Origin of the sequence: uncultured Xylophilus sp., assembly GCA_913776965.1 — a bacterium.
GTDB lineage: Bacteria > Pseudomonadota > Gammaproteobacteria > Burkholderiales > Burkholderiaceae_C > Xylophilus.
In genome coordinates this window covers 58,548-80,851 of sequence record CAJYQL010000123.1, presented here as the reverse complement: position 1 = coordinate 80,851, position 22,304 = coordinate 58,548, and the positions used below count along the sequence as shown (strand labels likewise).

General features: G+C 70.3%; 18 protein-coding genes and 2 pseudogenes. 12 read left to right on the top strand and 8 right to left on the bottom strand.

Going from position 1 to position 22,304, the window contains the following annotated elements; all coding sequences use genetic code 11:
• Nucleotides 1-16 precede the first annotated feature (16 nt).
• Nucleotides 17-909: pseudogene (locus tag QZ500_RS17405) on the bottom strand (LysR substrate-binding domain-containing protein).
• A gap of 213 nt (nt 910-1,122) precedes the next feature.
• Here QZ500_RS17405 and QZ500_RS17400 point away from each other — a divergent pair.
• Both QZ500_RS17400 and QZ500_RS17395 read left to right on the top strand, forming a co-directional pair.
• Nucleotides 1,123-2,673 carry a hypothetical protein gene (locus QZ500_RS17400; RefSeq protein ID WP_295856983.1) on the top strand — a complete coding sequence of 517 codons (1,551 nt, stop codon included), beginning with the start codon at nt 1,123-1,125 and terminating at the stop codon, nt 2,671-2,673.
• 315 nt (nt 2,674-2,988) lie between these two features.
• Nucleotides 2,989-3,774: pseudogene (locus QZ500_RS17395) on the top strand (sulfite exporter TauE/SafE family protein).
• A 36-nt stretch (nt 3,775-3,810) separates the two neighbouring features.
• Here QZ500_RS17395 and QZ500_RS17390 read toward each other — a convergent pair.
• Nucleotides 3,811-4,716 carry a LysR family transcriptional regulator gene (locus tag QZ500_RS17390; protein ID WP_295856981.1) on the bottom strand — a complete coding sequence of 302 codons (906 nt, stop codon included), beginning with the start codon at nt 4,714-4,716 and terminating at the stop codon, nt 3,811-3,813.
• An 84-nt stretch (nt 4,717-4,800) separates the two neighbouring features.
• On the opposite strand from QZ500_RS17390, the gene QZ500_RS17385 reads away from it, so the two are divergent.
• The 4 genes from QZ500_RS17385 (at nt 4,801) to QZ500_RS17370 (ending at nt 7,460) form a co-directional block, all read left to right on the top strand.
• Entirely contained in the window at nt 4,801-5,661 is an 861-nt protein-coding gene (locus QZ500_RS17385) for a class III extradiol ring-cleavage dioxygenase (RefSeq protein WP_295856979.1), read from the top strand.
• Between the two features lie 14 nt (nt 5,662-5,675).
• Nucleotides 5,676-5,990 carry a hypothetical protein gene (locus QZ500_RS17380; RefSeq protein ID WP_295856977.1) on the top strand — a complete coding sequence of 105 codons (315 nt, stop codon included), beginning with the start codon at nt 5,676-5,678 and terminating at the stop codon, nt 5,988-5,990.
• Nucleotides 5,991-6,138: 148 nt separating this feature from the next.
• Nucleotides 6,139-6,900: a DUF2076 family protein gene (locus tag QZ500_RS17375; RefSeq protein WP_295856975.1), complete on the top strand. Its 762-nt coding sequence runs from the start codon at nt 6,139-6,141 to the stop codon at nt 6,898-6,900.
• Between the two features lie 86 nt (nt 6,901-6,986).
• Nucleotides 6,987-7,460 (top strand): MaoC family dehydratase, encoded by a 474-nt coding sequence (locus QZ500_RS17370; protein WP_295856973.1) that lies wholly within the window; start codon nt 6,987-6,989, stop codon nt 7,458-7,460.
• Between the two features lie 49 nt (nt 7,461-7,509).
• On the opposite strand, the gene QZ500_RS17365 is transcribed toward QZ500_RS17370, so the two are convergent.
• The 4 genes from QZ500_RS17365 to tkt all read right to left on the bottom strand — a co-directional run bounded on the left by QZ500_RS17365 (nt 7,510) and on the right by tkt (nt 13,609).
• Nucleotides 7,510-9,942, bottom strand: a complete 2,433-nt coding sequence (locus tag QZ500_RS17365; protein WP_295856971.1) for a catalase — start codon at nt 9,940-9,942, stop codon at nt 7,510-7,512.
• Between the two features lie 116 nt (nt 9,943-10,058).
• Nucleotides 10,059-10,382: a plasmid stabilization protein gene (locus tag QZ500_RS17360; RefSeq protein WP_295856970.1), complete on the bottom strand. Its 324-nt coding sequence runs from the start codon at nt 10,380-10,382 to the stop codon at nt 10,059-10,061.
• A gap of 147 nt (nt 10,383-10,529) precedes the next feature.
• Entirely contained in the window at nt 10,530-11,531 is a 1,002-nt protein-coding gene (gene gap / locus QZ500_RS17355; RefSeq protein WP_295856968.1) for a type I glyceraldehyde-3-phosphate dehydrogenase, read from the bottom strand.
• Between the two features lie 50 nt (nt 11,532-11,581).
• Nucleotides 11,582-13,609: a transketolase gene (gene tkt, locus QZ500_RS17350; RefSeq protein ID WP_295857019.1), complete on the bottom strand. Its 2,028-nt coding sequence runs from the start codon at nt 13,607-13,609 to the stop codon at nt 11,582-11,584.
• A 204-nt stretch (nt 13,610-13,813) separates the two neighbouring features.
• On the opposite strand from tkt, the gene QZ500_RS17345 reads away from it, so the two are divergent.
• The 6 genes from QZ500_RS17345 (at nt 13,814) to QZ500_RS17320 (ending at nt 20,655) form a co-directional block, all read left to right on the top strand.
• Nucleotides 13,814-14,206 (top strand): S-adenosylmethionine decarboxylase family protein, encoded by a 393-nt coding sequence (locus QZ500_RS17345; RefSeq protein WP_295856967.1) that lies wholly within the window; start codon nt 13,814-13,816, stop codon nt 14,204-14,206.
• Nucleotides 14,207-14,332: 126 nt separating this feature from the next.
• On the top strand, nt 14,333-16,570 hold the full coding sequence (locus QZ500_RS17340; RefSeq protein WP_295856964.1) for an ATP-binding protein: 2,238 nt from the start codon (nt 14,333-14,335) through the stop codon (nt 16,568-16,570).
• Nucleotides 16,567-17,238: a response regulator transcription factor gene (locus QZ500_RS17335; protein ID WP_295856962.1), complete on the top strand. Its 672-nt coding sequence runs from the start codon at nt 16,567-16,569 to the stop codon at nt 17,236-17,238. Before QZ500_RS17340 ends, QZ500_RS17335 begins: the two co-directional genes overlap by 4 nt.
• A 110-nt stretch (nt 17,239-17,348) precedes the next feature.
• Nucleotides 17,349-18,431 carry a hypothetical protein gene (locus QZ500_RS17330; protein WP_295856961.1) on the top strand — a complete coding sequence of 361 codons (1,083 nt, stop codon included), beginning with the start codon at nt 17,349-17,351 and terminating at the stop codon, nt 18,429-18,431.
• A 139-nt stretch (nt 18,432-18,570) separates the two neighbouring features.
• On the top strand, nt 18,571-19,677 hold the full coding sequence (locus QZ500_RS17325; protein ID WP_295856959.1) for a hypothetical protein: 1,107 nt from the start codon (nt 18,571-18,573) through the stop codon (nt 19,675-19,677).
• Between the two features lie 207 nt (nt 19,678-19,884).
• Nucleotides 19,885-20,655 carry a nucleotidyltransferase family protein gene (locus QZ500_RS17320; RefSeq protein ID WP_295856957.1) on the top strand — a complete coding sequence of 257 codons (771 nt, stop codon included), beginning with the start codon at nt 19,885-19,887 and terminating at the stop codon, nt 20,653-20,655.
• A gap of 27 nt (nt 20,656-20,682) precedes the next feature.
• Here the strand turns inward: QZ500_RS17320 and QZ500_RS17315 are convergent, their stop codons facing one another.
• Together QZ500_RS17315 and QZ500_RS17310 are read right to left on the bottom strand one after the other, a co-directional pair.
• Nucleotides 20,683-21,696, bottom strand: coding sequence for a tripartite tricarboxylate transporter substrate binding protein (locus tag QZ500_RS17315; protein ID WP_295856955.1), 1,014 nt, complete (start codon nt 21,694-21,696; stop codon nt 20,683-20,685).
• Nucleotides 21,697-21,775: 79 nt separating this feature from the next.
• Complete coding sequence (locus QZ500_RS17310; RefSeq protein WP_295856953.1) at nt 21,776-22,264, bottom strand: DUF3237 domain-containing protein; 489 nt, start codon at nt 22,262-22,264, stop codon at nt 21,776-21,778.
• Between the last annotated feature and the right edge of the window lie 40 nt (nt 22,265-22,304).

Sequence of the window (22,304 nt, the reverse complement as noted above, 5' to 3'; positions counted from 1 at the left end):
CGACCACCACGCGGCGTCAGCCGGACGCTTGCAGCGCTTCGACCAGCCACACCGCATGCGGCGTCAGCGCCGCCGGGTCGGGGCCGGTGCACAGCAGCAGGTGGCGGCGGGCCCACGGCTCGGTCAGCGGCACCCGCGCGATCGCCACCGAGCGGCCGAGCCGGCGTGCGGTCGCGGCGGGCACGATGCCCACGCCGATGCCTTCGGCGACCATGCGGCAGACCGCTTCCGCACTGGCCACCCGGACCCGCCAGCGCAGCGGCCAGCCGAGGCGGCGGGCCTGCCGCGCCACCAGCGCCTGCAGCGGGCTGCCGGCCGCGAGGCCGACGAGGTCGAACGCGGCCGCATCCGCCAGCGTGGCGCTGCGCCGGCCAGCCAGCGCATGGCCGCGCGGCACCGCCAGCACCAGCGGGTCGGGCCGGAACGGCCGGCAGTGCAGGCCGTCGGTGTCGGCGGCGTCGCTGACGATGCCGACGTCGGCCCAGCCGGCGCGCAGCGCATCGGCGATCTCGTCGCTCGGCCGCTCCTTCAGGTCGACCGAAAGCCGCGGATGGTCGGCCAGGAACCGCGCCAGCGGCCGCGGCAGGTGCTCGGCCAGCGCGCCGAGGTGTTGCACAGCAGCCGGACCTGGCCCTGCAGCCCGCAGCCGTAGGCGGCCAGCTCGCCGCGCAGCTGCTCCATCTGCTGCAGCACCCGGTGCGCCTGCCGCAGCAGCGTGCGGCCCGCCTCGGTCGGCTGTACGCCGCGAGCGCCACGCACCAGCAGCGGCACGCCCAGCACGTCCTCCATGCCGCGCACCCGCTGGCTGGCGCTGGCGAGCGTGAGGTGGCTGCGCGCCGCGCCCGCGGTCAGGCTGCCAGCCTCGGCCACATGAATGAACAACTGCAGGTCGGTCAGGTCGAAACGCATGGCGCAGGAGTTCAAAGCCCTGTTTTCAGATTCTCGATGTCGCGAGAGCACGCACTGATTAACGCAGGTGCGATGCGCTCAAAGGTGGAAAAGTGACGTTTCAGCATATTCATTGTCAATCTGGGACGTTTTGCACTTGACGACTGGTCAACGCCAACTACCATTGCTCCAATCATTCTGTTTGCATTTTATTGAATAGATCGGCAATAAATAATGATTCAAGAAAAATTATTCGAGTCGAGCGCTACTTTTTTCATCTGGCCGACACGTGGGTTTGGGGGCACAGTGCCCGGTCACGTAGCGATGCGCATGCATCGCCCAAATTTAATAAGCGAATTACCTATGCGAGGATTGATGGAGGCCGGAAAGCTGGTAGCTGATGGCATGCGCTCTGCGCGTTTGAATAACACCGAATTTCCTGATCTGGGATCCAGAGACGTGGGTGCTTATGAAGGTGTGATGGCTGCACAGCACCAGCTCTATTTGAGCTTTTGGCCTGGCGGCACAATGCCGCAGACGTATATTGAGGATACCATCAGGGAAACAGGTGAAAGGGCGCAAAAGGGTCTGGGAAAAGGGCGCGAACTGAAAGAGGACATTGAATACAATAAAGAGTACATTGAAAATCTCTACACCAAACTTCGAGGCACGTTGGAGCCACAAGAAAGAAAAGCTTTGCTTAGGGCCGTCAAAAAGGCCGAGACGGAATTAGAAGAGCTGCATTCGGTTTTTCTCAAGGAGGAACAGGGAGTCAACGGAGAGAGCCGATGGATTCATCAAACGCGAAATTATGTAGACAGGAGAAAAGTGGAGCATAAGGTGTATGTTCCCCACAGTCGGCAAGTAATCGCAGACAGACTTCATCTACAGCATCGCAAAGTAGAAGGTGTTTTCGATTCTCGTGGCAACCAAGTGTGGGAGACGGATTATCTGCCTGACCAAGATGCCGATACATACCATACGAGCTACTTCATCGACAAGAATTTTGGAACGCAGGCCGAAATCTTCCGCACGCTCCCCTGTATGACTACCGGTTTGCCCGACAACCCCAAAACGCCGGTATGGGGCTTGTCGTTAATCCGCATGGCCAAGTGGTGGAATGAATTCTTGGAAGAAAACCTTACAACCACGTTCAACAGGGATACGGATCAATACGAAACTTATTCGGCATATAAACTTAAAAGTAAAACTCACAATTGTGCCGGTGCTTGCGCAGGGGCGTTGCGGGCAGGCGGTGCCGAAGCGTTCGTTCCATTTACTGGTTCGACCTATTTGATTGCTACTACGCCAAACGACATCGATCGTTGGGTCAGCAAGCTGGAGATAAAGCTTGCGCAATTAAACGGGATGACGCAGGATCTGCTCAGAATTATCGATTCTTACAAAGTTAAGGTGCCTCATTTCAATGGTTCGCGCCCGATAGAGTCGATTACTAAACAAAGCTTTTCTGAAATCTTTTCTGAACTCTGGAGTTTGGAGGATTTTAAGGCGGGAACAAAATTAAAATCGTCTTTTTCCAAAATCAACATCCGTCATGGTGCTGTGGCATCAATCGATACACAGTTGGCACGATATCACGGCATCGCTTGGAATGATTATTCCAGATTTCCCGAAAAGTTGAAATGTATGGTCAATATAGTTTCAGAAGCGGATCAATATTTTAAAAAGTACCGTAACAATCCAGAAGAATCCAAGCGTGGCGCCGGAATTGCCCTCCTCGTGAAGCAGGTGTTCGATGTTATGAAGTCAAAAGAAAGGCAATAAACCATACCTAGGAAATACGCGGACATACATTCGGTTCGACTAATGTCGTCAGAGGGCTTCTGAAAGTAACAATACGGTCCCAGGGGGCGTGAGGCCTCCAAACGCGCCGCAAGCGTAAGCACCGATGAGCATGAGCGCACGCCTGTTCTCATGTGCGCCCGAAAAGTAGTCATCAAACGAGGTCGGAGTTGCAGAGCCTCAGCCGGAGCCTGAGGCTCGGTCTGCGCATTCCGGCTGGTCGGGCACCGGGCGGGCGGGCACAGTCGGCGCGTTCCTGCCCACCGCCGTACGAGGTCCTTTTCCGTGGAATCCAGCCTGCTCGCCACCTTCTCCGCCGTCGCCCCGTCGCAGTGGGCCGCCGCGGCGGCCGTCTTCGTGCTCGCCGGCCTGGTCAAGGGCGTGGTCGGGCTCGGCCTGCCGACGGTGGCGATGGGGCTGCTCGCGCTGCGCATGCCAGCGGCGCAGGCGGCGGCGCTGCTGGTGGTGCCCTCGCTGGTCACCAACGTCTGGTAGATGCGGCCCTGGGGCACGCTCGGGCCGCTGCTGCGCCGGCTCGGCGGCATGCAGGCGGGCGTGGTCGTCGGCACGCTGGGCGGGGCAGCGCTGTTCGGTGCGCCGGCCGGGCCGGTCGGTGCGCTGCTGCTGGGCCTGGCGCTGGTCGCCTATGCCGCCTGGGGACTGGCCGGCCGCACGCTGCGGATCGCGCCGCGGCACGAGGGCTGGGCGGGGCCGGCGGTGGGCGCCGCGACCGGGCTGGTCACCGCGCTCACCGGCGTGTTCGTGGTGCCGGCGGTGCCCTAACTGCAGGCGCTGGGGCTGCAGCGCGATGCGCTGGTGCAGGCGATGGGGCTGTCCTTCACCACCTCGACCCTCGCGCTGGCGGCCGGCCTGTGGCTCGCCGGGCCGGCCGGGGCGGGCGGCGGCGGGTTCCCGGCGCTCGGCTCGGTGCTGATGCTGGCGCCGGCGCTGGTCGGGATGGCGCTCGGCCAGGCGCTGCGCGGCCGGCTGCCGGTGCCGGTGTTCCGGCGCTGCTTCTTCATCGGGCTGGGGCTGCTCGGCGCGTCGATGGCGGTGCGGGCGCTCATGCTATCGAATGCATAGCTGCTGGTGTAGGTGCAGCGGGCGCTGGAGGTCGATTCACGCCCCATCCGGCCAGCGCGGCTGGGCGAAGTGCGCCACCAGAAAGTCGATCAGCAGCCGCACCCGCGGCGGCAGGTGCTTGCGGCTGCCGTACATCGCATAGATGCCCATGCCGTCGGCCCGGTAGCCGGGGCACAGTTCCACCAGCCGGCCCTGCGCCAGGTCCTCGCCGACGAGGAAGGTCGGCTGCAGCACCACGCCTTGGTGCAGCAGCGCGCCGGCGCGGCAGGTGTCGCCGTTGTTGGCGCGGAGGAAGGGGGTGGTCCGCACCGACACCCGGCCGTCGGGGCCCTGGAACTCCCATTCGTCGCCGCCGGCCCAGTGGCTGTACGCCAGCACCGCATGGCCGGCCAGTTCGCGCGGGTGGACCGGCGTGCCGGCCCGCGCCAGATACGCGGGCGATGCGCAGAGCGCCATGCGCGCGGTGGCGAGCGGGCGGGCCACGAGGCTGGAGTTCTGCAGCCGCGAGATGCGCACCGCGAGGTCGAAGCCTTCCTCCACGATGTCGGACAGCCGGTCGGTCAGGGTGACCTCCACGCTCACCTTCGGGTGCAGCGCGGCGAACGAGGCCCAGACGCCGGCCAGGTGCAGGATGCCGAAGCTCACCGGCGCATTGACCTTCAGCGGCCCGACCGCCTCGCCACCGTGCGCGGTGATCTCCGCCTCGGCGGCGGCCACGCCTTCGAGCAGGTCGCGGCAGCGCTGGTAGAAGCGCTCGCCCTCGTCGGTGACCGACAGGGTGCGGGTGGTGCGCTGCAGCAGCCGCGCACCGAGCCGCGCCTCCAGGTCGCTCACGTAGCGCGACACCGCCGCCCGGGACATGTCGAGCGTGCGGGCGGCGCCGACGAAGCTGCCGGCCTCCACCACTTGCGCGAACACCTGCATCTCCAGCCATTTGTTCATGCGGCCGATTGTCGCGGTGGGCGCGACAGTCTGTTGTGCGGCAGACCCTTTATCGCGCGATCCGGTGACAATAGATTGGGAGGCATGACACGCGATTCCGCCGCACTCCCTTTGACCGACACGACGGCACCGATGCCGGTCCTCTTCATCTCCCACGGCGCCCCGACCTTCGCACTGGAGCCCGGCCGGCTCGGGCCGCAGCTGCAGGCCCTCGGCGCGGCGCTGCCTGTGCCCCGGGCGGTGCTGGTGGTGTCGCCGCACTGGACGGCACCGCAGGCGCGGGTCGCGACCACCGCCGCGCCGGCGACGATCCACGACTTCCGCGGCTTTCCCGCGCCGCTGTACCGCCTCGCCTACCCCGCCCCGGGCGCGCCGGCGGTCGCCGCCCGCGCGCAGGCGCTGCTGCAGGCCGCCGGCTGGCCGGTGCAGGCCGATCCGGCGCGCGGCCTGGACCACGGCGCCTGGGTGCCGCTGCGCTACCTGTTCCCGGCGGCCGACGTGCCGGTGTTCCAGCTCGCGATGCCCGCCGGGCTGGACGCCGAGGGCGCCTACGCGCTCGGCCGGGCGCTCGCGCCGCTGCGGCAGGAGGGCGTGCTGGTGGTCGGCTCCGGCAGCCTGACCCACAACCTCTACGAGATCGCCGCCCCCGGCGCCGCCGCGGCGGACTATGCGCAGGCCTTCGCCGGCTGGGTGCGCGCGGCGGTCGCCGACCGCGACCATGCCCGCCTGCGCCGCACGCTGGAGGATGCACCCCACGCCGCCCGCGCCCATCCGACCACCGAGCATTTCCTGCCGCTCCTGGTGGCCGCCGGCGCGGCCGGCGACGCTGCGCCGGTGCGCGTGCTGGACGGCGGCATCCTTTACGGGGTACTGTCGATGGAGTCCTATGCGTTCGGCCTGCCCGAGGCTGCCGCATCGACGCCGCCGACACCCCCTTCCGCCTGACCCGAGGAGTCTTCATGGCCTACGACGAGAACCAGCTGCAGCTGCCCGCCTCCTTCCACGCGCTCTACCTCGACGGGCAGCAGCGCCTGACGGCTCCGCTGGAGGACGTGCAGGCCCGCTACGAACTCTGCGAGGACCTGGCGCAGGTACTGGTCGGCCAGACCGAGGGCCTGGTCCACGACACGCTGCAGGACCAGCGCGAACTGCTCGGCCGCTTCCACGAGGCGCTGCTGGCACCGGAAGCCGGCCTGAACCCGGCCGAGGCCCGCTGGGTGGTCCAGCGGCTGGCCGAACTGGTCGACTGGCCGGCCGAGGCGGCGCCCGGCTGATACTGCCGCCCGGCCCGCCCCAGCGCGCGGCCGGGCCGTGCAACCGTGCGTAAAGACGGCGGTCCGGCGGCCGGCGGGGGCTTGATGCGCCCGGCCGCGGTCCCGATCTAGGAGGCCCGAACCGCTTCCTGCCGCGAAAGGCCGTCCCATGACCCCGCACGAACAACACGTCCTCGACTCCTTCCTGCAGCGTCTCACCGCCGCCCACGGCGTGGCCAAGGACCCGCAGGCCGACGCCGCGATCCGCGCCGCCCTCGACCGCCAGCCCGACGCCCCGTATCTGCTGGTGCAGCGCACGCTGCTGTTGGAGCAGGCGCTGGAGAAGGCCAATGCCCGCATCGCCGAACTGGAGCGCACGGCCGACGGCCGCGGGGACCCGGGCGGCGCCGGCTTCCTGCACGGCGGGCTGGAACCCGGTTTCGGCCGTGCGCCCACCTCGCCCGGACTGATCGGCGCCGCGGTGGCACCGGCCGCGTCGTACGGGTCCGCCAGCCCCGCACCGGCCGGCTATGCGCCGGCTCCGGCACCGGCCGGCTGGCGCGAGCGGCTCTTCGGCGGCGGTGCCGCCGCCCCGCAGCAGGCCGCGCCGGCGGCCGCCCGCAGCGGGCCCAGCTTTCTCGGCACCGCGGCCTCGGCCGCCGCCGGCGTGGCGGGCGGCATGTTCCTCTACAACGGCATCGAGCACCTGATGCAGGACCGTGCCGGTGGCCACCAAGCATCGTCGTCGTCGTTGCTCGACAATGCGCCGGGCCCCGGCAACGCCCCGGTCGTGGAGGAGGTGACGAACAACAACTTCTTCGACGACCGGGCCGGCGACGACGCGCGACTGGCCGCTGCCGATGACGGGGGCGGCTGGTCGGACGACGGCGGGGGCGACTTCCTGGGCGACGACGGCGACCTGCTGGCCTGACGGTCACCGGCCGCGCCCGCCCTGTCGGGTGCCTGCTTGTCGCCGGCACGACAGCGCGGCGGGCGGCGGCGACGGACAGTGCACGCATGCCTGCCCATGCCTACCGTTTCGCCGACCTGCCCACCCTGGTCGGCCAGGATGTTGCCGTCAGCGACTGGATCACCATCGACCAGTCGCGCATCGACCGCTTCGCCGACGCCACTGGCGACCACCAGTGGATCCATGTGGATGTCGAGCGCACCCGCGCCGGCCCGTTCGGCGCCCCTATCGCGCACGGCTTTCTCACGCTGTCGCTGCTGCCCGCGTTCTTCGACAGCGCGCTGCAGATCACCGACGGCGGCATGGGCGTGAACTACGGCCTGAACAAGGTCCGCTTCATGGCACCGGTGCCGGTCGGCAGCCGTCTGCGGGGGCGGCTGCACCTGCTGGGCTGCACGCCGGTGGAGCAGGGCGGCCTGCAGCTCACCTGGCAGGTGACGGTCGAACGCGAAGGTGCCGACAAGCCGGCCTGCGTGGCCGAGTCGCTGGTGCGGCGTTACCCGGCCACCACCGCGACCTGATAGCCGTTCGGCCCGCGGCGCCCGGTGCGGGCGCCGCAGACTTTCGGCATCAGACCGGCGGCGGGTCCTGGTCGCGCACCGTATGGCGGTGCTGGGCCACCGCCGCGATGAAGGCGGCTGCCACGTCGTCGTCGCCGGTCGCGATCAGCACGCCCGGGTCGTCGCTGCCGTCGGGCAGCTGGGCGGAGACTTTGGCCTCCTCCAGCAGCATCCGGCCCATGCCCAGCGCCAGGATCGTCTTGCCGTGGCGGTACTGGTCCTTCACGAATTCCAGCGTGTTGCCGATGCCGGCCAGGGTCTGCACGCCGGCCTCGCCGTCCGGCAGCACCAGCGCATCGAACAGGAAGCCGGGCTCGTTTTCCAGCGTGGCATCGGCCTGCAGCGGTTCGCCGCCGTCGGCGGTCGCCATCGCGCCGAGCCGCGGGCCGACCAGCCGCGCCACCGCACCTTCGGCGACCAGTGCGGCCTGCAGCGCCGCGAGCGGCGCACCGGCGACGCCGGGTGCCACCAGGATCGCGATCTTGCGGGTGCGGATGCCGCCGTCGCCCGGCCGGGCCGTCAGCGACAGCGCGGGCGAGGCCTTCACCTCGGGCTTGGCCGGCTTCTCCAGCGCACGCGGTAGCGCCGCGGGCAACTCCATGCCCAGGCCGTCGGCGACCTGTTGCGCCAGCGTCGTCGACACGTTGACCAGCGAGGCGACCATGCGTTCGCGGATCGCCGGCACCGTCACCTTGCTCAGCTCGAAGCGGAATGCGGCGGCGATGTGGGCCTGCTCCACCGGGGTCTGGCTCTCGTAGAACAGCGTCGCCTGGGTGTAGTGGTCGGCGAACTTCTCGGGCTTGCCGCGCACCTTGTCGCTCGACTCCCGGGCGTCGATGCGCCGCGCCACGCTCATGAAACCCTGGCCGGCGCCGGCCTGGAACGGGCAGCCGCCGGCAAGCGAGTTGGGCTCGTAGGCCACGCGGCCGCGGTGGATCGCCTGGCGGTGCATGCCGTCGCGCTGGTTGTTGTGCACCGGTGCGATCGACGCGTTGATCGGCAGCTCGTGGAAGTTGGGGCCGCCGAGCCGGCTGATCTGCGTGTCCACATAGGAGTGGATGCGGCCGGCCAGCAGCGGATCGTTGGTGAAGTCCAGGCCCGGCACGATGTGCGCGGTGCAGAACGCGACCTGCTCGGTTTCGGCGAAGAAGTTGTCGGGGTTGCGGTTGAGTACTATGCGGCCCACCACCTGCACCGGGACGAGCTCTTCCGGCACGATCTTCGTCGCGTCGAGGATGTCGAAGCTGAATTTTTCCGCGTCTTCCTCGGTGAAGACCTGCAGGCCGAGTTCCCATTCGGGATATTCGCCCGCCTCGATCGCTTCCCACAGGTCGCGGCGGTGGAAGTCCGGGTCGGCACCGGAGATCTTCACCGCCTCGTCCCAGACCAGCGAATGGGTGCCGAGCTTCGGCTGCCAGTGGAACTTCACGAAGCGCGACTCGCCCGCATCGTTGACCAGCCGGAAGGTGTGCACGCCGAAGCCCTGCATCATCCGGTAGCTGCGCGGGATCGCCCGGTCCGACATCTGCCAGAGCAGCATGTGGGTCGATTCGGGCATCAGCGAGGCGAAGTCCCAGAAGGTGTCGTGCGCCGACGCGGCCTGCGGCATCGCGTGGTGCGGCTCGGGCTTGACCGCATGGACCAGGTCCGGGAACTTGATCGCGTCCTGGATGAAGAACACCGGCATGTTGTTGCCGACCAGGTCCCAGTTGCCTTGGTCGGTGTAGAACTTGACCGCGAAGCCGCGCACGTCGCGCGCCGTGTCCTTGGAGCCGCGCTCGCCGGCGACCGTCGAGAAGCGCACGAACACCGGCGTGATCTTGCCGGCCTCGCGGAACGGCGCGGCCCGGGTGAGGTCGGTCAGCGGTGCATAGCATTCGAAATACCCGTGCGCGCCGGAACCGCGCGCATGCACGATCCGCTCGGGGATGCGCTCGTGGTCGAAGTGGGTGATCTTCTCACGGAGGATGAAGTCCTCCAGCAGCGCCGGGCCGCGCACGCCGGCCTTCAGCGAATTCTGGTTGTCGGCGATCGGCACGCCGTGGTTGGTGGTGAGCCGCTGGCCGCCGGAATCCACCCGGACCCGGTCGAGGGTGCCGACGGTCGCGTTCACGCCTTCGGCGATCACGCCGCCGGTCTTGTCGGACGCCTGGGTCTCCGACAGCGTGCTGCCGGTCACGAGGCGCGACGGAACCGGGGATCGGGCGCCGACCGGCGGCGACAGTGCGGCATCGTGGCCGTGCTCCTGCGCCTTGTTCGGGTTGTGCGGCATGCCGGCCACGGTGGCCTGGGTGTCGGCCGCGCGCTGCACGGCCGGATCGTCGGTGTCGCCTGCTGCGGGCCGGGCGGGTGCGCTGTCGGAATTGCGTGCGGCGGCCTTGGCGGCGGCGCGCGGCTTGGGGTCCGCCGGCGAGGCGGCGGGACTGCGGGAAGAGGGCGGCATGGCGTCGTTTCGTGGGGAAGAGGGCCACCCACGCTAGTGAAGCCCCACCATCGCCTACGTAGGACCGGGCCGGCCGCGACGTCGGCCTTTCGCCCGCGGGATAGAAGCGCCGGGAATCAGCTCTTGGCCGAAGCCCACGCCGCCGCATTGCGCTTGCGGGTCTCGGCGCCCTTCTTGGCCGACGCCGAACGCTCGGCCGCGGTTCGGCTGGCAGCGGCTGCGCCGCCGGCCCGGCCGCCCTTGCGCGACGGCGCATGGTTCTCGGCCTTCTCGCGACCGGAGCCGCTCTTCTTGCCGCCGCCGGTTTCCTTGTTCACGGTGGCCCAGGCGCGGCGCTCGGCTTCGGCCTTGGGCGCGCCCCGCTTCTCATAGCCTTCCTCGATGTGTTCGGCCTGTCGTTTCTGCTTGTCGGTGTAGCTGGACTTGTCGCCGCGCGGCATGGTGGTCTCCGGTGCAAATGACACCGGAGGGTGAGGCGCGCGACAGCCCGGTCGCGCCCGTTGCCGCCCGGTCCGTCTGTGGGACAACGCCTGCCGGAAACGAAAACGCGCCCCGGAGGGCGCGTCGTGCGGTGTGCGGAGAGCGGCTTACTTCGCCGTCACGACCCGGACCATTTCCAGGCACTTGTTCGAGTAGCCCCACTCGTTGTCGTACCAGGACACGAGCTTGACGAAGGTCTTGTCGAGCGCGATGCCGGCGTCGGCGTCGAAGATCGAGGTGCGGGTGTCGCCGCGGAAGTCGGTGGCGACCACCTTGTCCTCGGTGTAGCCCAGGATGCCCTTCAGCGCGCCTTCGGACTGGGCCTTCATCTCGGCCTTGATCTCATCGTAGGTGGCTTCGGTTTCCAGCTCGACCGTCAGGTCGACCACCGACACGTCGGAGGTCGGCACGCGGAAGCTCATGCCGGTCAGCTTCTTGTTCAGCTCGGGGATCACCACGCCCACCGCCTTGGCCGCGCCGGTGGAGCTGGGGATGATGTTCTCGAGGATGCCGCGGCCGCCGCGCCAGTCCTTGTTGGACGGGCCGTCCACCGTCTTCTGCGTGGCGGTGGCGGCATGCACCGTGGTCATCAGGCCGCGCTTGATGCCCCACTTGTCGTGCAGCACCTTGGCGAGCGGTGCCAGGCAGTTGGTGGTGCAGGAGGCGTTGGAGATGATGTCCTGGCCGGCGTAGGTGCCGCAGTTCACACCCTTGACGAACATCGGGGTGTCGTCCTTCGACGGCGCCGAGATGATGACCTTCTTCGCGCCCGCGGCGAGGTGCTTGCCGGCACCGGCCTTGTCGAGGAACAGGCCGGTGGACTCGATCACCACTTCGGCGCCGACCTCGTCCCACTTCAGGTTCGCCGGATCGCGTTCCTGGGTCAGGCGGATCTTTTGGCCGTTGACGATGAGGGTGTTGCCCTCGACCGCGATCGTGCCCTCGAAGCGGCCGTGCACGCTGTCGTACTGCAGCATGTAGGCGAGGTAGTCGGGCTCGAGCAGGTCGTTGATGCCAACGATCTCGATGTCCGAAAAATTCTGCACGGCCGAGCGCAGCACGTTGCGGCCGATGCGGCCGAAGCCGTTGATGCCGATCTTGGTGGTCATGTCGTCAACTCCTGAGGATGGAAGAAAACCGGGGGATGCGGGGACGGCCGTCACTTCTTGCCCAGGACCTTGCGGACCGTGGCGGCGAGGTTCTCGGGCGTGAAGCCGAATGCCTTGAACAGCACGGCGGCGGGAGCGGATTCGCCGTAGCGGTCGATGCCGACCACCGCGTCGCAGCCGTACTTCCACCAGCCGTCGGTCACGCCCATCTCGACCGCGACGCGCGGCAGGCCCTTGGGCAGCACCGACTTCTTGTAGGCGGTGTCCTGGCGATCGAAAGCGGTCGTGCTCGGCACCGAGACCACGCGCACCGCGATCTTCTGCAGCGCGAGCATCTCCTGGGCCTTGAGCGCCAGCTGGACCTCGGAGCCGGTCGCCAGGATCACCGCCTGCGGCTTCTTCTTCAGGCCGACGGCGGCCGGCTCGCGCAGCACGTAGGCGCCGCGGCTGATCTCGCCCAGGTCGGTCTTGGGGGCGTAGGGCAGGTTCTGGCGCGACAGCAGCAGGGCGGTCGGGCGGTCCTTGTTCTCCAATGCGACGGCCCAGGCGACGGCCGTCTCGGCGGTGTCGGCGGGGCGCCAGACGTCGAGGTTCGGTATCAGCCGCAGGCTGGCCGCATGCTCGATCGACTGGTGGGTCGGGCCGTCTTCGCCAAGGCCGATCGAGTCGTGGGTGAAGACGTGGATCACCCGCGCCTTCATCAGCGCGGCCATGCGGATCGCGTTGCGGCTGTAGTCGCTGAAGGTGAGGAAGGTGCCGCCGTACGGGATGAAGCCGCCGTGCAGCGCGATGCCGTTCATGACCGCGGCCATGCCGAACTCGCGCACGCCGTAGTTGATGTGGCGGCCGCCGACCTTGGTGCCGACGGCGCTGTCCGTGGTGACCACCGCGCCGGCCGCGTCGAACCGCAGCGCTGGCGTGCTCGAGGTGTTGGTCAGGTTGGAGCCGGTCAGGTCGGCGCTGCCGCCGAGCAGTTCGGGCAGCGCGGCGGTGAAGGCTTCCAGCGCGATCTGGCTGGCCTTGCGGCTCGCGACCGTCTCGGCCTTGGTGTGCGCGCCGATGGCGGCGTCGACCGCGGTCTGCGCGAAGTGCTTCGGCAAATCGCCGCGCATGCGGCGGGTGAATTCGGCGGCGAGCGCGGGATGGGCGGCGGCGTAGGCATCGAAGCGCTGCTGCCAGTCGGCCTCGGCCTGGGCGCCGGCGTCCTTCGCGTCCCAGGCGGCGTACACGTCGGCCGGGATCTCGAAGGGCACATGGGCCCAGCCGATCGCGTTGCGGGTCAGGGCGATCTCGTCGGCGCCGAGCGGCTCGCCGTGGGCCTTGCTGGTGCCGGCGCGGTTGGGCGAGCCCTTGCCGATGGCGGTCTTGCAGACGACCAGCGTCGGCTTGTCGGCCGAGGTGTTGGCGCTGGCGATCGCCACGGCGACGGCCTCGGCGTCGTGGCCGTCCACCGGGCCGACCACGTTCCAGCCGCAGGCGCGGAAGCGGGCCGGCGTGTCGTCGATGAACCAGGGCGCGACCTGGCCGTCGATCGAGATGCCGTTGTCGTCGTAGAGCGCGACCAGCTTGTTCAGCTTCCAGGCGCCGGCGAGCGTGACCGCCTCGTGGCTGATGCCTTCCATCAGGCAGCCGTCGCCCAGAAACACGTAGGTGCGGTGGTCGACGACCGTGTGGCCGTCGCGGTTGAATTCGGCCGCCAGCAGCTTCTCCGCGAGCGCGAAGCCGACCGCGTTGGTGATGCCCTGGCCGAGCGGGCCGGTGGTGGTCTCGACGCCGGGGGTGTAGCCGACTTCCGGATGGCCCGGGGTCTTGCTGTGCAGCTGGCGGAAGTTCTTCAGTTCCTCGACCGGCAGGTCGTAGCCGGTCAGGTGCAGCACCGCGTACAGCAGCATCGAGCCGTGGCCGTTGGACAGCACGAAGCGGTCGCGGTCCACCCACTGCGGGTTGGACGGGTTGTGCTTGAGGTGGCGGCCCCAGAGGGCGACGGCCATGTCGGCCATGCCCATCGGCGCGCCCGGGTGGCCGGAATTGGCCTGCTGCACCGCGTCCATCGTCAGGGCGCGGATCGCGTTGGCCATCGCCGTCTCGCGCGGCACCGCCTGCAGCGACAGCGCGTCGGCGGCTGCAGGCACGGAGGCCGCGTCGGCGGCAGTGGAAGCGGAGGACGCGGGGGATTCGGTGTGGGCCATGGGTCGGCAGCTCCGGAAAAGGAGGCGGGAAATGCGGGAAACCGCGCATTTTACCGGCGGCCCTCCGGCGGGCGCTCCGCTACAGTCGCCGCCATGCAGGGCCTGCACCTGACCGCCGATCTCCACCACTGCCGCTGCGACATGCGCTGGCTGACCGATGCCGACGCGCTGCTCGCCGCCTGCGAGGCCCGCGTGCAGGCGGCGGGCCTGCGGCCGGTCGCCCGACTGGCGCATGCCTTTCCGGCGACCGCCGCCGGCCCCGGCGGCGTGACGGCCACCGTGCTGCTGGCCGAATCGCATCTGTGCATCCACACCTGGCCGGAACGGGGCGCGGTGACGCTCGACGTGTATGTGTGCAACGGGAGCGGCGACCACGAGGCGGCGGCCCGGAATTTGGAAGCCTCGCTGCTGACCTTGTTCGTCCCGATGCGTGTGCAGCAACAGGCGCTGCGACGCGGCGACCTGCAGGGCGGAATGACCGAATAGTCCCGGCGCGCCGCTCAGCAGGCAAGGAGCGGCGGAAAAATCTGGTAACAATCCGCGCGTCGGCCCGGGCGTCCGGGCCACCACTACCTCTTTTCCCTTTCCGGTCCACTTTTCGGCGAGGCGCGCATGAGCGACAGACGGCTGCGGTTGTCTCCTTCCCAATGGCTGCTGGGCGCCGGCCTGTGCGTGCTGCTCCTCTGCGCGCTGGCGACGGTGCTCGCGCTGCGGCAGCCGGCCCTCGGCATCGCCCTGGCGGCCGACGCTGCGGCCGATCGGGTGGTCGTCGCGGCGACCGACGCGCACGGGCTGCCGGCCGGCACGGCGGTGCGTGCGATCGAGGCGCCCGGCCTCGCGCCGCAGCCGCTGCGGGCCGAAGATCTGGTGGAAGAGCCGGACTTCATCGACCGCTACGACGATCTGAACGCTTTCTACCGCCGCCAGGATGCGCTGGCGCAGCGACAGGCCACGGCCGACGCAGCGCTGCTGGTCGAACGGCCCGACGGCAGCCGGGCCCGTGTACCGCTGCCCGGCGGCCTGCGGCCGGCGGCCGATCTGCCGCTGTTGTTCTGGTTCCAGCTGGCGGTAGGAGCCGCAGCGGTCCTGATCGGTGCCTGGATGCTGGTGCTGCGGCCGCGCGACCGGGCGGTGCGGCTGTTCTTCGCGCTCGGCGTCACGCTGGCGCTGGCGACGACGACCGCCGCGGTCTACAGCACCCGGGAACTGGCGCTGCCGGCTGCGCTGCTGCGCGGCCTTTCCGGTGTCAACCATGTCGGCACGCTCGCCTTCGGCAGCGCGCTGGTGATGCTGTTCCTGTCCTATCCGCGGACCCTGGTGCCGCCGCGCTGGCAAGGGCTGGCACCGCTGCTCGCCGGTACGGCGCTGCTGGCCGATCAGCTGCAGTGGGTCGACGGCCACGATGCGGGCCTGCGGCTGCCCTGTCTGCTGGAGATGGGTCTGGCGCTGGTCTTCGCGGTCTGGCAATGGCGGGCCACCCGGGGCGACCCGCCGGCACGCGCGGCATTGCGCTGGCTCGGCCTCGCCATGCTGGTCGGCTGCAGCCTGTTCATCGTCGCGATCCCGGGCGCCAGCCTGCTCGGCGGACTGCCGCCGATGCCGCAGGGCTACGCCTTCGGGTTCTTCCTGCTGATGTATGTCGGCCTGGGCCTGGGCCTGCGCCGCTGGCGGCTGTTCGAGGTGGGCGACTGGGCGTTCCGCATTCTGTTCGCGGTGCTGGGCGCGCTGGCGCTGCTGGCGCTCGATGCGCTGCTGCTGCTCGGGCTGCACCTGGGGCCGCAGCTGTCGCTCGGGCTGGCGCTGCTGGTCTGCGGCTTCGCCTGGCTGCCGCTGCGCGGCTGGGCCTGGTCGCGGATCGCCCGGCGCGGCGTGCCGACCACCGGAGAACTGTTCGAGGCGGCGATCGACGTGTCGTTCGCGCCGGTCGCCGCCGAACGGTCCGACCGCTGGCAGGCCCTGCTGCGGCGGCTGTTCGATCCGCTGGAGATCGCGCCCTGCGCCGGCGATGCTGCGCCGCCGGTGCAGCCGGCGCTCGCGGAAGACGGCCTCGCGCTGGAACTGCCGGCCGCCGCGGGCGCGCCGGCCTTGCGGCTGGCCTATGCGGGCGGCGGCCGGCGTCTTTTCGGTCTGCGCGACGCGACGCTGGCTGCACGGCTGGTGGCCCTGCTGCAACAGGCCGAAGCCGGCCGGCGGGCGTACGACCGCGGCGTGCAGGAAGAGCGGCGCCGGATCGCGCGCGACCTGCACGACGACATCGGCGCCCGGCTGCTCAGCGGCCTGCACCAGCCGGACGTGGACCAGACCCGCGTGCTGATCCGCCAGAGCCTGACCGAGATCCGCGCGCTGGTCGGCGGCATGGCGGGCGCGCAGCCGCTGCTGGGCACCGTGCTGGCCGAGCTGCGCCACGAAACCGCGCAGCGGCTCGACGCCGCGGGCCTGGCGCTGCAGTGGCCCCTGCCCGAGGAAGGGCCCGACCTGCAGCGCCCGCTGGACTGGCGGGTCTGCCGGCACTACCTGTCGGTCGTCCGCGAAGCGGTCAGCAACATCGTGCGCCATGCCGGTGCCGGTCGGGTCACGGTGGAGGTGCACTGCGCCGACGGCCGGCTGCGGACCCGCATCCAGGACGACGGCTGCGGCTTCGATGCGGCGGACAGGCGCCCGCAGGCCCCGCGGGCGGACGGCGGCGGCCACGGCATGCGGCACATGCACCAGCGGCTCGCCGAGGTCGGCGGCGCGCTGACCGTGACGTCGGCGCCCGGCCGTACCGTGCTGGACATCGTCCTTCCGCTGGCACCGGCACGAGAACTAGCAACGGCAACGGCAACGGCAGCGCCGGTGGCGGCCGCATGACCGGAATCCCGGTCCTGCTGCTGGAGGACCGGCCGGCCGAGGCCGTCTGGCTCGCCGCGCTCGCCCGGCGCGCCTGGCCCGGCGCCGAGGTCTGCCATGCCGACTGCCTGCATGCGGCGCTGGCGCTGGTGGACGCCCGGCGCGACTGGGCAGTGGCGCTGGTCGACCTGGGCCTGCCGGACGGGTCCGGCCTCGCGCTGCTGCACCGCCTGCGCGCGCACTGTCCGCAGGCGGTGGCGGTGGTGACCAGCATCTACGACGACGACGGTCATCTGTTCGATGCGCTGCGGGCCGGCGCCCAGGGATACCTGCTGAAGGACCAGCCGGAAGACCTGCTGCTCGCACAGTTGCAGCAGCTGCAGGCCGGCATTCCCCCGCTGTCGCCGGCGCTGGCGCGGCGTGTGCTGCGGGACTTCGGGCCTGCGCCTGCTGCGGCGACGGCCGGGCCGACAGGGTGCGGCGCAGCAGCCGTCCAGCCGGTGCTCAGCCCGCGGGAGACCGAAGTCCTCGGCTACATCGGCCGGGGCCTGCGGATCGGCGAGGCCGCGGCGCTGCTGGGCATCAGCCCGCACACCGCGGCGGGATACGTGAAGGAGATCTACCGCAAGCTCTGCATCGGTTCCCGGGCCGAAGCCGCGCTGGAGGCCGCGCGGCGCGGCCTGACCTGAACGGGGACAGCAGCGCAACCCCCTGTTCGCGGGGTATCGCGCACCGGGGGCGCCGCGAAGAATCGCCGGGTCTGCAACTCTTGCGCCCAGGCGCCGACCGGAGTCTTTCGATGCCATCCACCACTGTCCTTCAAGGCTGCGCCACCATGGCGCTGGGTCTGCTGCTCGCAGCCTGCGGCGGCAGCGACAGCGGCCCCGCGACGCCTGCCCCCGCGCCGGCGCCGAGCCCCGCACCCACCCCATCCCCGAGCCCGGCACCCAGCCCGACCCCTGCACCGTCGCCCGCGCCGGCACCCGCACCGGCGCCCGCCACGGGCACCACCATTTCCGGTGCCGCGGTCAAGGGTCCCGTCGCGCAGGCATCGGTCACCGTGCGCAACGCCGCCACCGGCGCGGTGGTCGGCACCACCACCACCCGGGCCGACGGGACCTACAGCGTCGCCGTCGCGTACACCGGCGATGCGATCGTCGAGGTCAGCGGCGGCACCTATGTGGACGAGGCCACCGGGGCCACCACCACGCTGGCAGCGCCGATGCGCGCCGTCGTGAATGCCGCGGGTGGCGATGTGACCGGTGTGGTGACACCCCTGACCACACTGGCCTATACCTACGCCTTCGGCACCGCCGCCACCGGCGTCAACAGCAGCGCCTTCAACACCTCGCTCGGTGCGATCGGCCGGCAGTTCCAGCTGACCGGCGTCAACCTCGCGTCCACGGTGCCGATGGTGTCGGGCGCGCAACTCAACGCCTACGGCCAGGTGCTGCGCGGGCTGTCGCAGTACCTGAAGGACAGCAGCACCACCCTGCAGACCTTCACCAGCCAGACGTACAACACCGCGCAATGGCAGGCCTTCACCGGACCGTTCAACAACGCGTACCGGGCCGCCAACCCGGGCAGCACCGTGACCTTCGCGTTCGATGGCAACGGTCTGGCCGTCGGCGGAACGGGGGCCGGCGGCGGCACCGGTACCTGCGGCGTGAACGTGCAGGGCACGGTGTCGTCGGCCGGATTCACCGTGCCGCTCAACATCGACTACTGCATCACCGGCATCGCCGCAGGCTCCTGCAGTGCCGACAACGCCGCGGTCAGCCAGAGCGTGGCGGGCCAGGGCGGTGTGATGGGCGCTGCCAACCTGCGCTACACGTACACCGCGGCCTGCGCCGCCGGCGCCTTCCGCATCACTCTTCAGTGACCGCCACCTGACGCCGTATCGGCGGCCCCCGCGGCGCACATGCCGGGGCCGCAGACTACGTGCCGATGCCCCCGTCGCCCACAGCACGGCGGGCATATCGGGTGCACGGTGCAGGACTTTCCACTGCGAGGCCTGCACCATGAACACTGTTCCTCCCTCCGTTGCCGCTGTGGACACGGGTCCGTGGCAGGACCGCCCGGCCGCAGGCGCGGCATCCGCCAGCGCCGTGGCCTGGGGCGCCGTCTTCGCCGGTGCCGTCGGCGCCGCATCGCTGTCGCTGATCCTGCTGCTGCTCGGTTCCGGACTGGGGCTGTCGTCGGCGTCGCCCTGGGCGTCGCAGGGCGCGGGGGCGAGCACGCTCGGCATCGCGGGCATCGTGTGGATCACCTTCACGCAGCTCGCCGCATCGGGCATGGGCGGCTACCTGGCCGGCCGGCTGCGCACCCGCTGGGTGGCGGTGCAGGCCGACGAGGTCTATTTCCGCGACACGGTGCACGGCTTCCTGGCCTGGGCGGTGGCGACGCTGGTGACCGCCGCCTTCCTGACCTCGGCTATCGGCAGCGTGCTCGGCGCCGGCGCGAAGACCGGTGCGGCGGTGGCCGGCACGGCGGTCAGTGCGGGAGCCGCCGGCGTGGCCGGTGCGGCTGCATCCGCTGCGGGCGGCACGTCGGGCGCCACCAGCGGTCCGTCGGCGATGGCCGGGTACCACTACTTCATCGATTCGCTGTTCCGCCCGGCCGATACCGGCAGTGCGCAGCCCGCCCCGGCTGCCGCTACCGCGGCCCCTGCCGGCAGCGATGCCGCCGCCACGCCGGACACGCCCGCCACCGAAACCACTGCTGCCGGCAGCACCCCGGCTGCCGCACCGGCGCCCGCGGCTCCGAGTCCGTCGCCGCGTCCGGCCGCCAACGAGCCGGTCAACGCCGCCACGGTCACGGAAGTCGGCCGCATCCTGGTCAACAGCCTGCGCGCCGACGCCCTGCCGGCCGAGGACGTGCGCTATGTCGGCGGCATCGTCGCCCAGCGCACCGGCCTGTCGCAACAGGAAGCCGAGAAGCGGGTGACCGACGTCTACGGCCGTGCCAAGGCCAAGCTGCAGGACACCGAACGCACCGCCCGCGAAGCCGCCGACACCGCCCGCAAGGCCGGCGCGACCGCCTCGCTGTGGCTCTTCGTCTCGCTGCTGGTCGGCGCCTTCGTCGCCAGCTTCGCCGCCACCTGGGGTGGCCGCCAGCGCGACCTCTGATGCCGTCCGTCCATTCCCCCTTTTTCAGGAGACTTCCATGCGTTCGCTTCTGCTCTGGTTCCTCGGCGTGCCGATCCCGATCATCATCCTGATCGCCCTGTTCTTCCATTGACACCACGGGGCTGATGCTCCTCAAACGATAGCGCCTTGCGCAGGCCCCGCCTGCGCAAGGCGCTCTTTTGCATCCGATGGGGATAATCCGGCGCGATGAATGCCCCCACCGATCCCGCCCACGCGCCCGCCACCGCCATGCTGCTGGCCGCCGGCCGCGGCAGCCGCATGCGGCCCCTGACCGACCACTGCCCCAAGCCGCTGCTGCCGTTGCGCGGCAAGCCGCTGATGCAGTGGACGATGGAGGCGATGGCCGCCGGCGGCGTGCGGCGGCTGCTGGTCAACACCGGCTGGCTGGGCGACCGGATCGAAGCGCAGGTCGGCCCGCACCTGTCGGTGGGCGGCGGGCAGGCTCCGCTGGACATCGTGTATTCCTCCGAGCCGCGCGGCGACGGTGCGGCGCTGGAGACGGCCGGCGGCATCGTGCGGGCGCTGCCGCAACTCGCCGACGTGTTCTGGCTTGCGGCCGGCGACGTGCATGCGCCGGGCTTCGTGTTCGATCCGGCCGCCATGGCCCGCTTCGCCGCCAGCGACCGGCTGGCGCACCTATGGCTGGTGCCCAACCCGCCGCACCACCCGCGCGGCGACTTCGGCATCGACGCCGCAGGCCGGGCGACCGACCCGGCGGCGGACGATGCGGCGCCGCGATACACCTATTCCACCATCGGGCTGTACCGGCGCGCCCTGTTCGCGGCGCCGTATTGCCCGCTGCCTACTGGCAATCCCGACGGCGTCGCCGCACCGCTCGCGCCGCTGCTGCGCGCCGCGATCGCCGACGGCCGGGTCGGCGCGACGCTGTTCACCGGCGCCTGGACCGACGTAGGGACGCCGGAGCGGCTGGCGGAGCTGGAGCGCACCGCAGGTTGAGCCTGCGTACGTCGTGCCGGCAAAGCGTCAGTCGGCCTTGAAGCCGGTCGCGGCGACCGCCTTGCCCCAGGTCGCGGTGTCGGCGGCGATGGTGCGGGCGAACGCCTCGCGGTCGGTGCCGGTCGCGCGGAAGCCCGCATCCAGTAGCTTCTGCCGGCCGTCGGCCGACTGCACCGCCCGCACGATGTCGGCGCTCAGCTTCTGCACGATGTCGGCCGGCGTCTTCGCCGGGGCCACGATGCCGAACCAGGCAGTGAACTCCAGGCCCGGATAACCCTGTTCCTTGATGGTCGGCACGTCGGGCAGCGACGGGCTGCGGGTGGCGCCGGTACTGCCGAGCGCGACCAGCTTGCCGGCCTTCACGTTCGGCGCCGCGAGGCCGACCGTCGCAAACACGCCCGACACGTCGCCGGCATACAGGCCCGACAGCGCGTCGGCGGTGCTCTTGTAGTGCACCGGTTCCGGCTGCTGGCCGACCGCGTCGCCGAACATGTAGGCGCCGAAATGGCCCGGCGTGCCCGCCCCGAAGGTCGCGAGGAACAGGCCCTTTTGCTGCCGGCTCCAGTCCACGTAGTCGCGCACCGTGCGAGCCGGCGTCTTCTGCGGATTGACCAGCAGCACGAAGTCCGAGGTCGCGACCTGGCTGACCGGCACGAAGTCGTTCTTCGGGTCGTAGGGCAGGCGGCTGTAGCTGTTGGGCGCGATGCTCAGCTGGCCGGTCTCGGCGAGCAGCAGCGTGTAGCCGTCGGGCGCGGCGCGTGCCGCCTCGCCGGCTGCGATCAGGCCGCCGGCGCCCGGCTTGTTGTCGACGATCACGCCCTGGTGGCCCCAGCCTTCCGACAGCTTCTGCGCGAGCAGCCGCGCCACGATGTCCGGCCCGGTGCCGGCCGGGAAGCCGACGACGATGCGCACCGGCCGTGCCGGATAGCCGGCGGCCGTCTGCGCGACGACCGGCAGGGCGGTCGCAGCGGCGGCGAGCAGCACGGCGGCCGCGAGCAGGCCGCGGCGCGGCTGGCGGGGGGTGGACGGGGCGAGGGGCATGACGGTCTCCGGTGGTTTTTATGGGCAGTGCAAGGGAGGGCGGAATGGAAGCGAACGGCGGCCCGCAGCAGGCGCACGGTCAGTCGAGCACGAAGAAGCGCATCTCCACCCGGTCCGGGTAGCGCGCACCGACGCCGACGAACATGCGGGCGTGCACCCAGGCGAACGACGCGGCGGCCGTCTCGATGCGCGGCGCGCAGCGGAAATACACTTGCGCCGGATCGACCGGCTCCCCGCGTGCGAGCCGCGCCATCACCTCGGGCGGGCCGCTGCGCAAGGCGGTGTTGTGCACGTAGAGCAGCTCGCCGGCGTCGGTCTCGACGGTGTAGCGGGCATCCAGGTCGGTCAGCCCGTCCACGGCGATGGACTGGAAGTCGGCGCCGCCCGGCAGCACCCGGCCGCGCCAGCCGTCGCCTGCGATCTCGCCGCCGGTGATCGGGATCAGCCTGCGCCGTCCGCGCGGGCCGCATCCCGCATCCTGCGGCGCGCCGACCGTCACCCGCAGGTCGGCGAAGGGTCGCAGCGCGGGTGCGGCGAGCGGTACGGTCAGCAGGGGCGGCGCGGTCATGCGGCTAGCGTAAGTCCGGGGGCAACGGGCGGCTGTCATC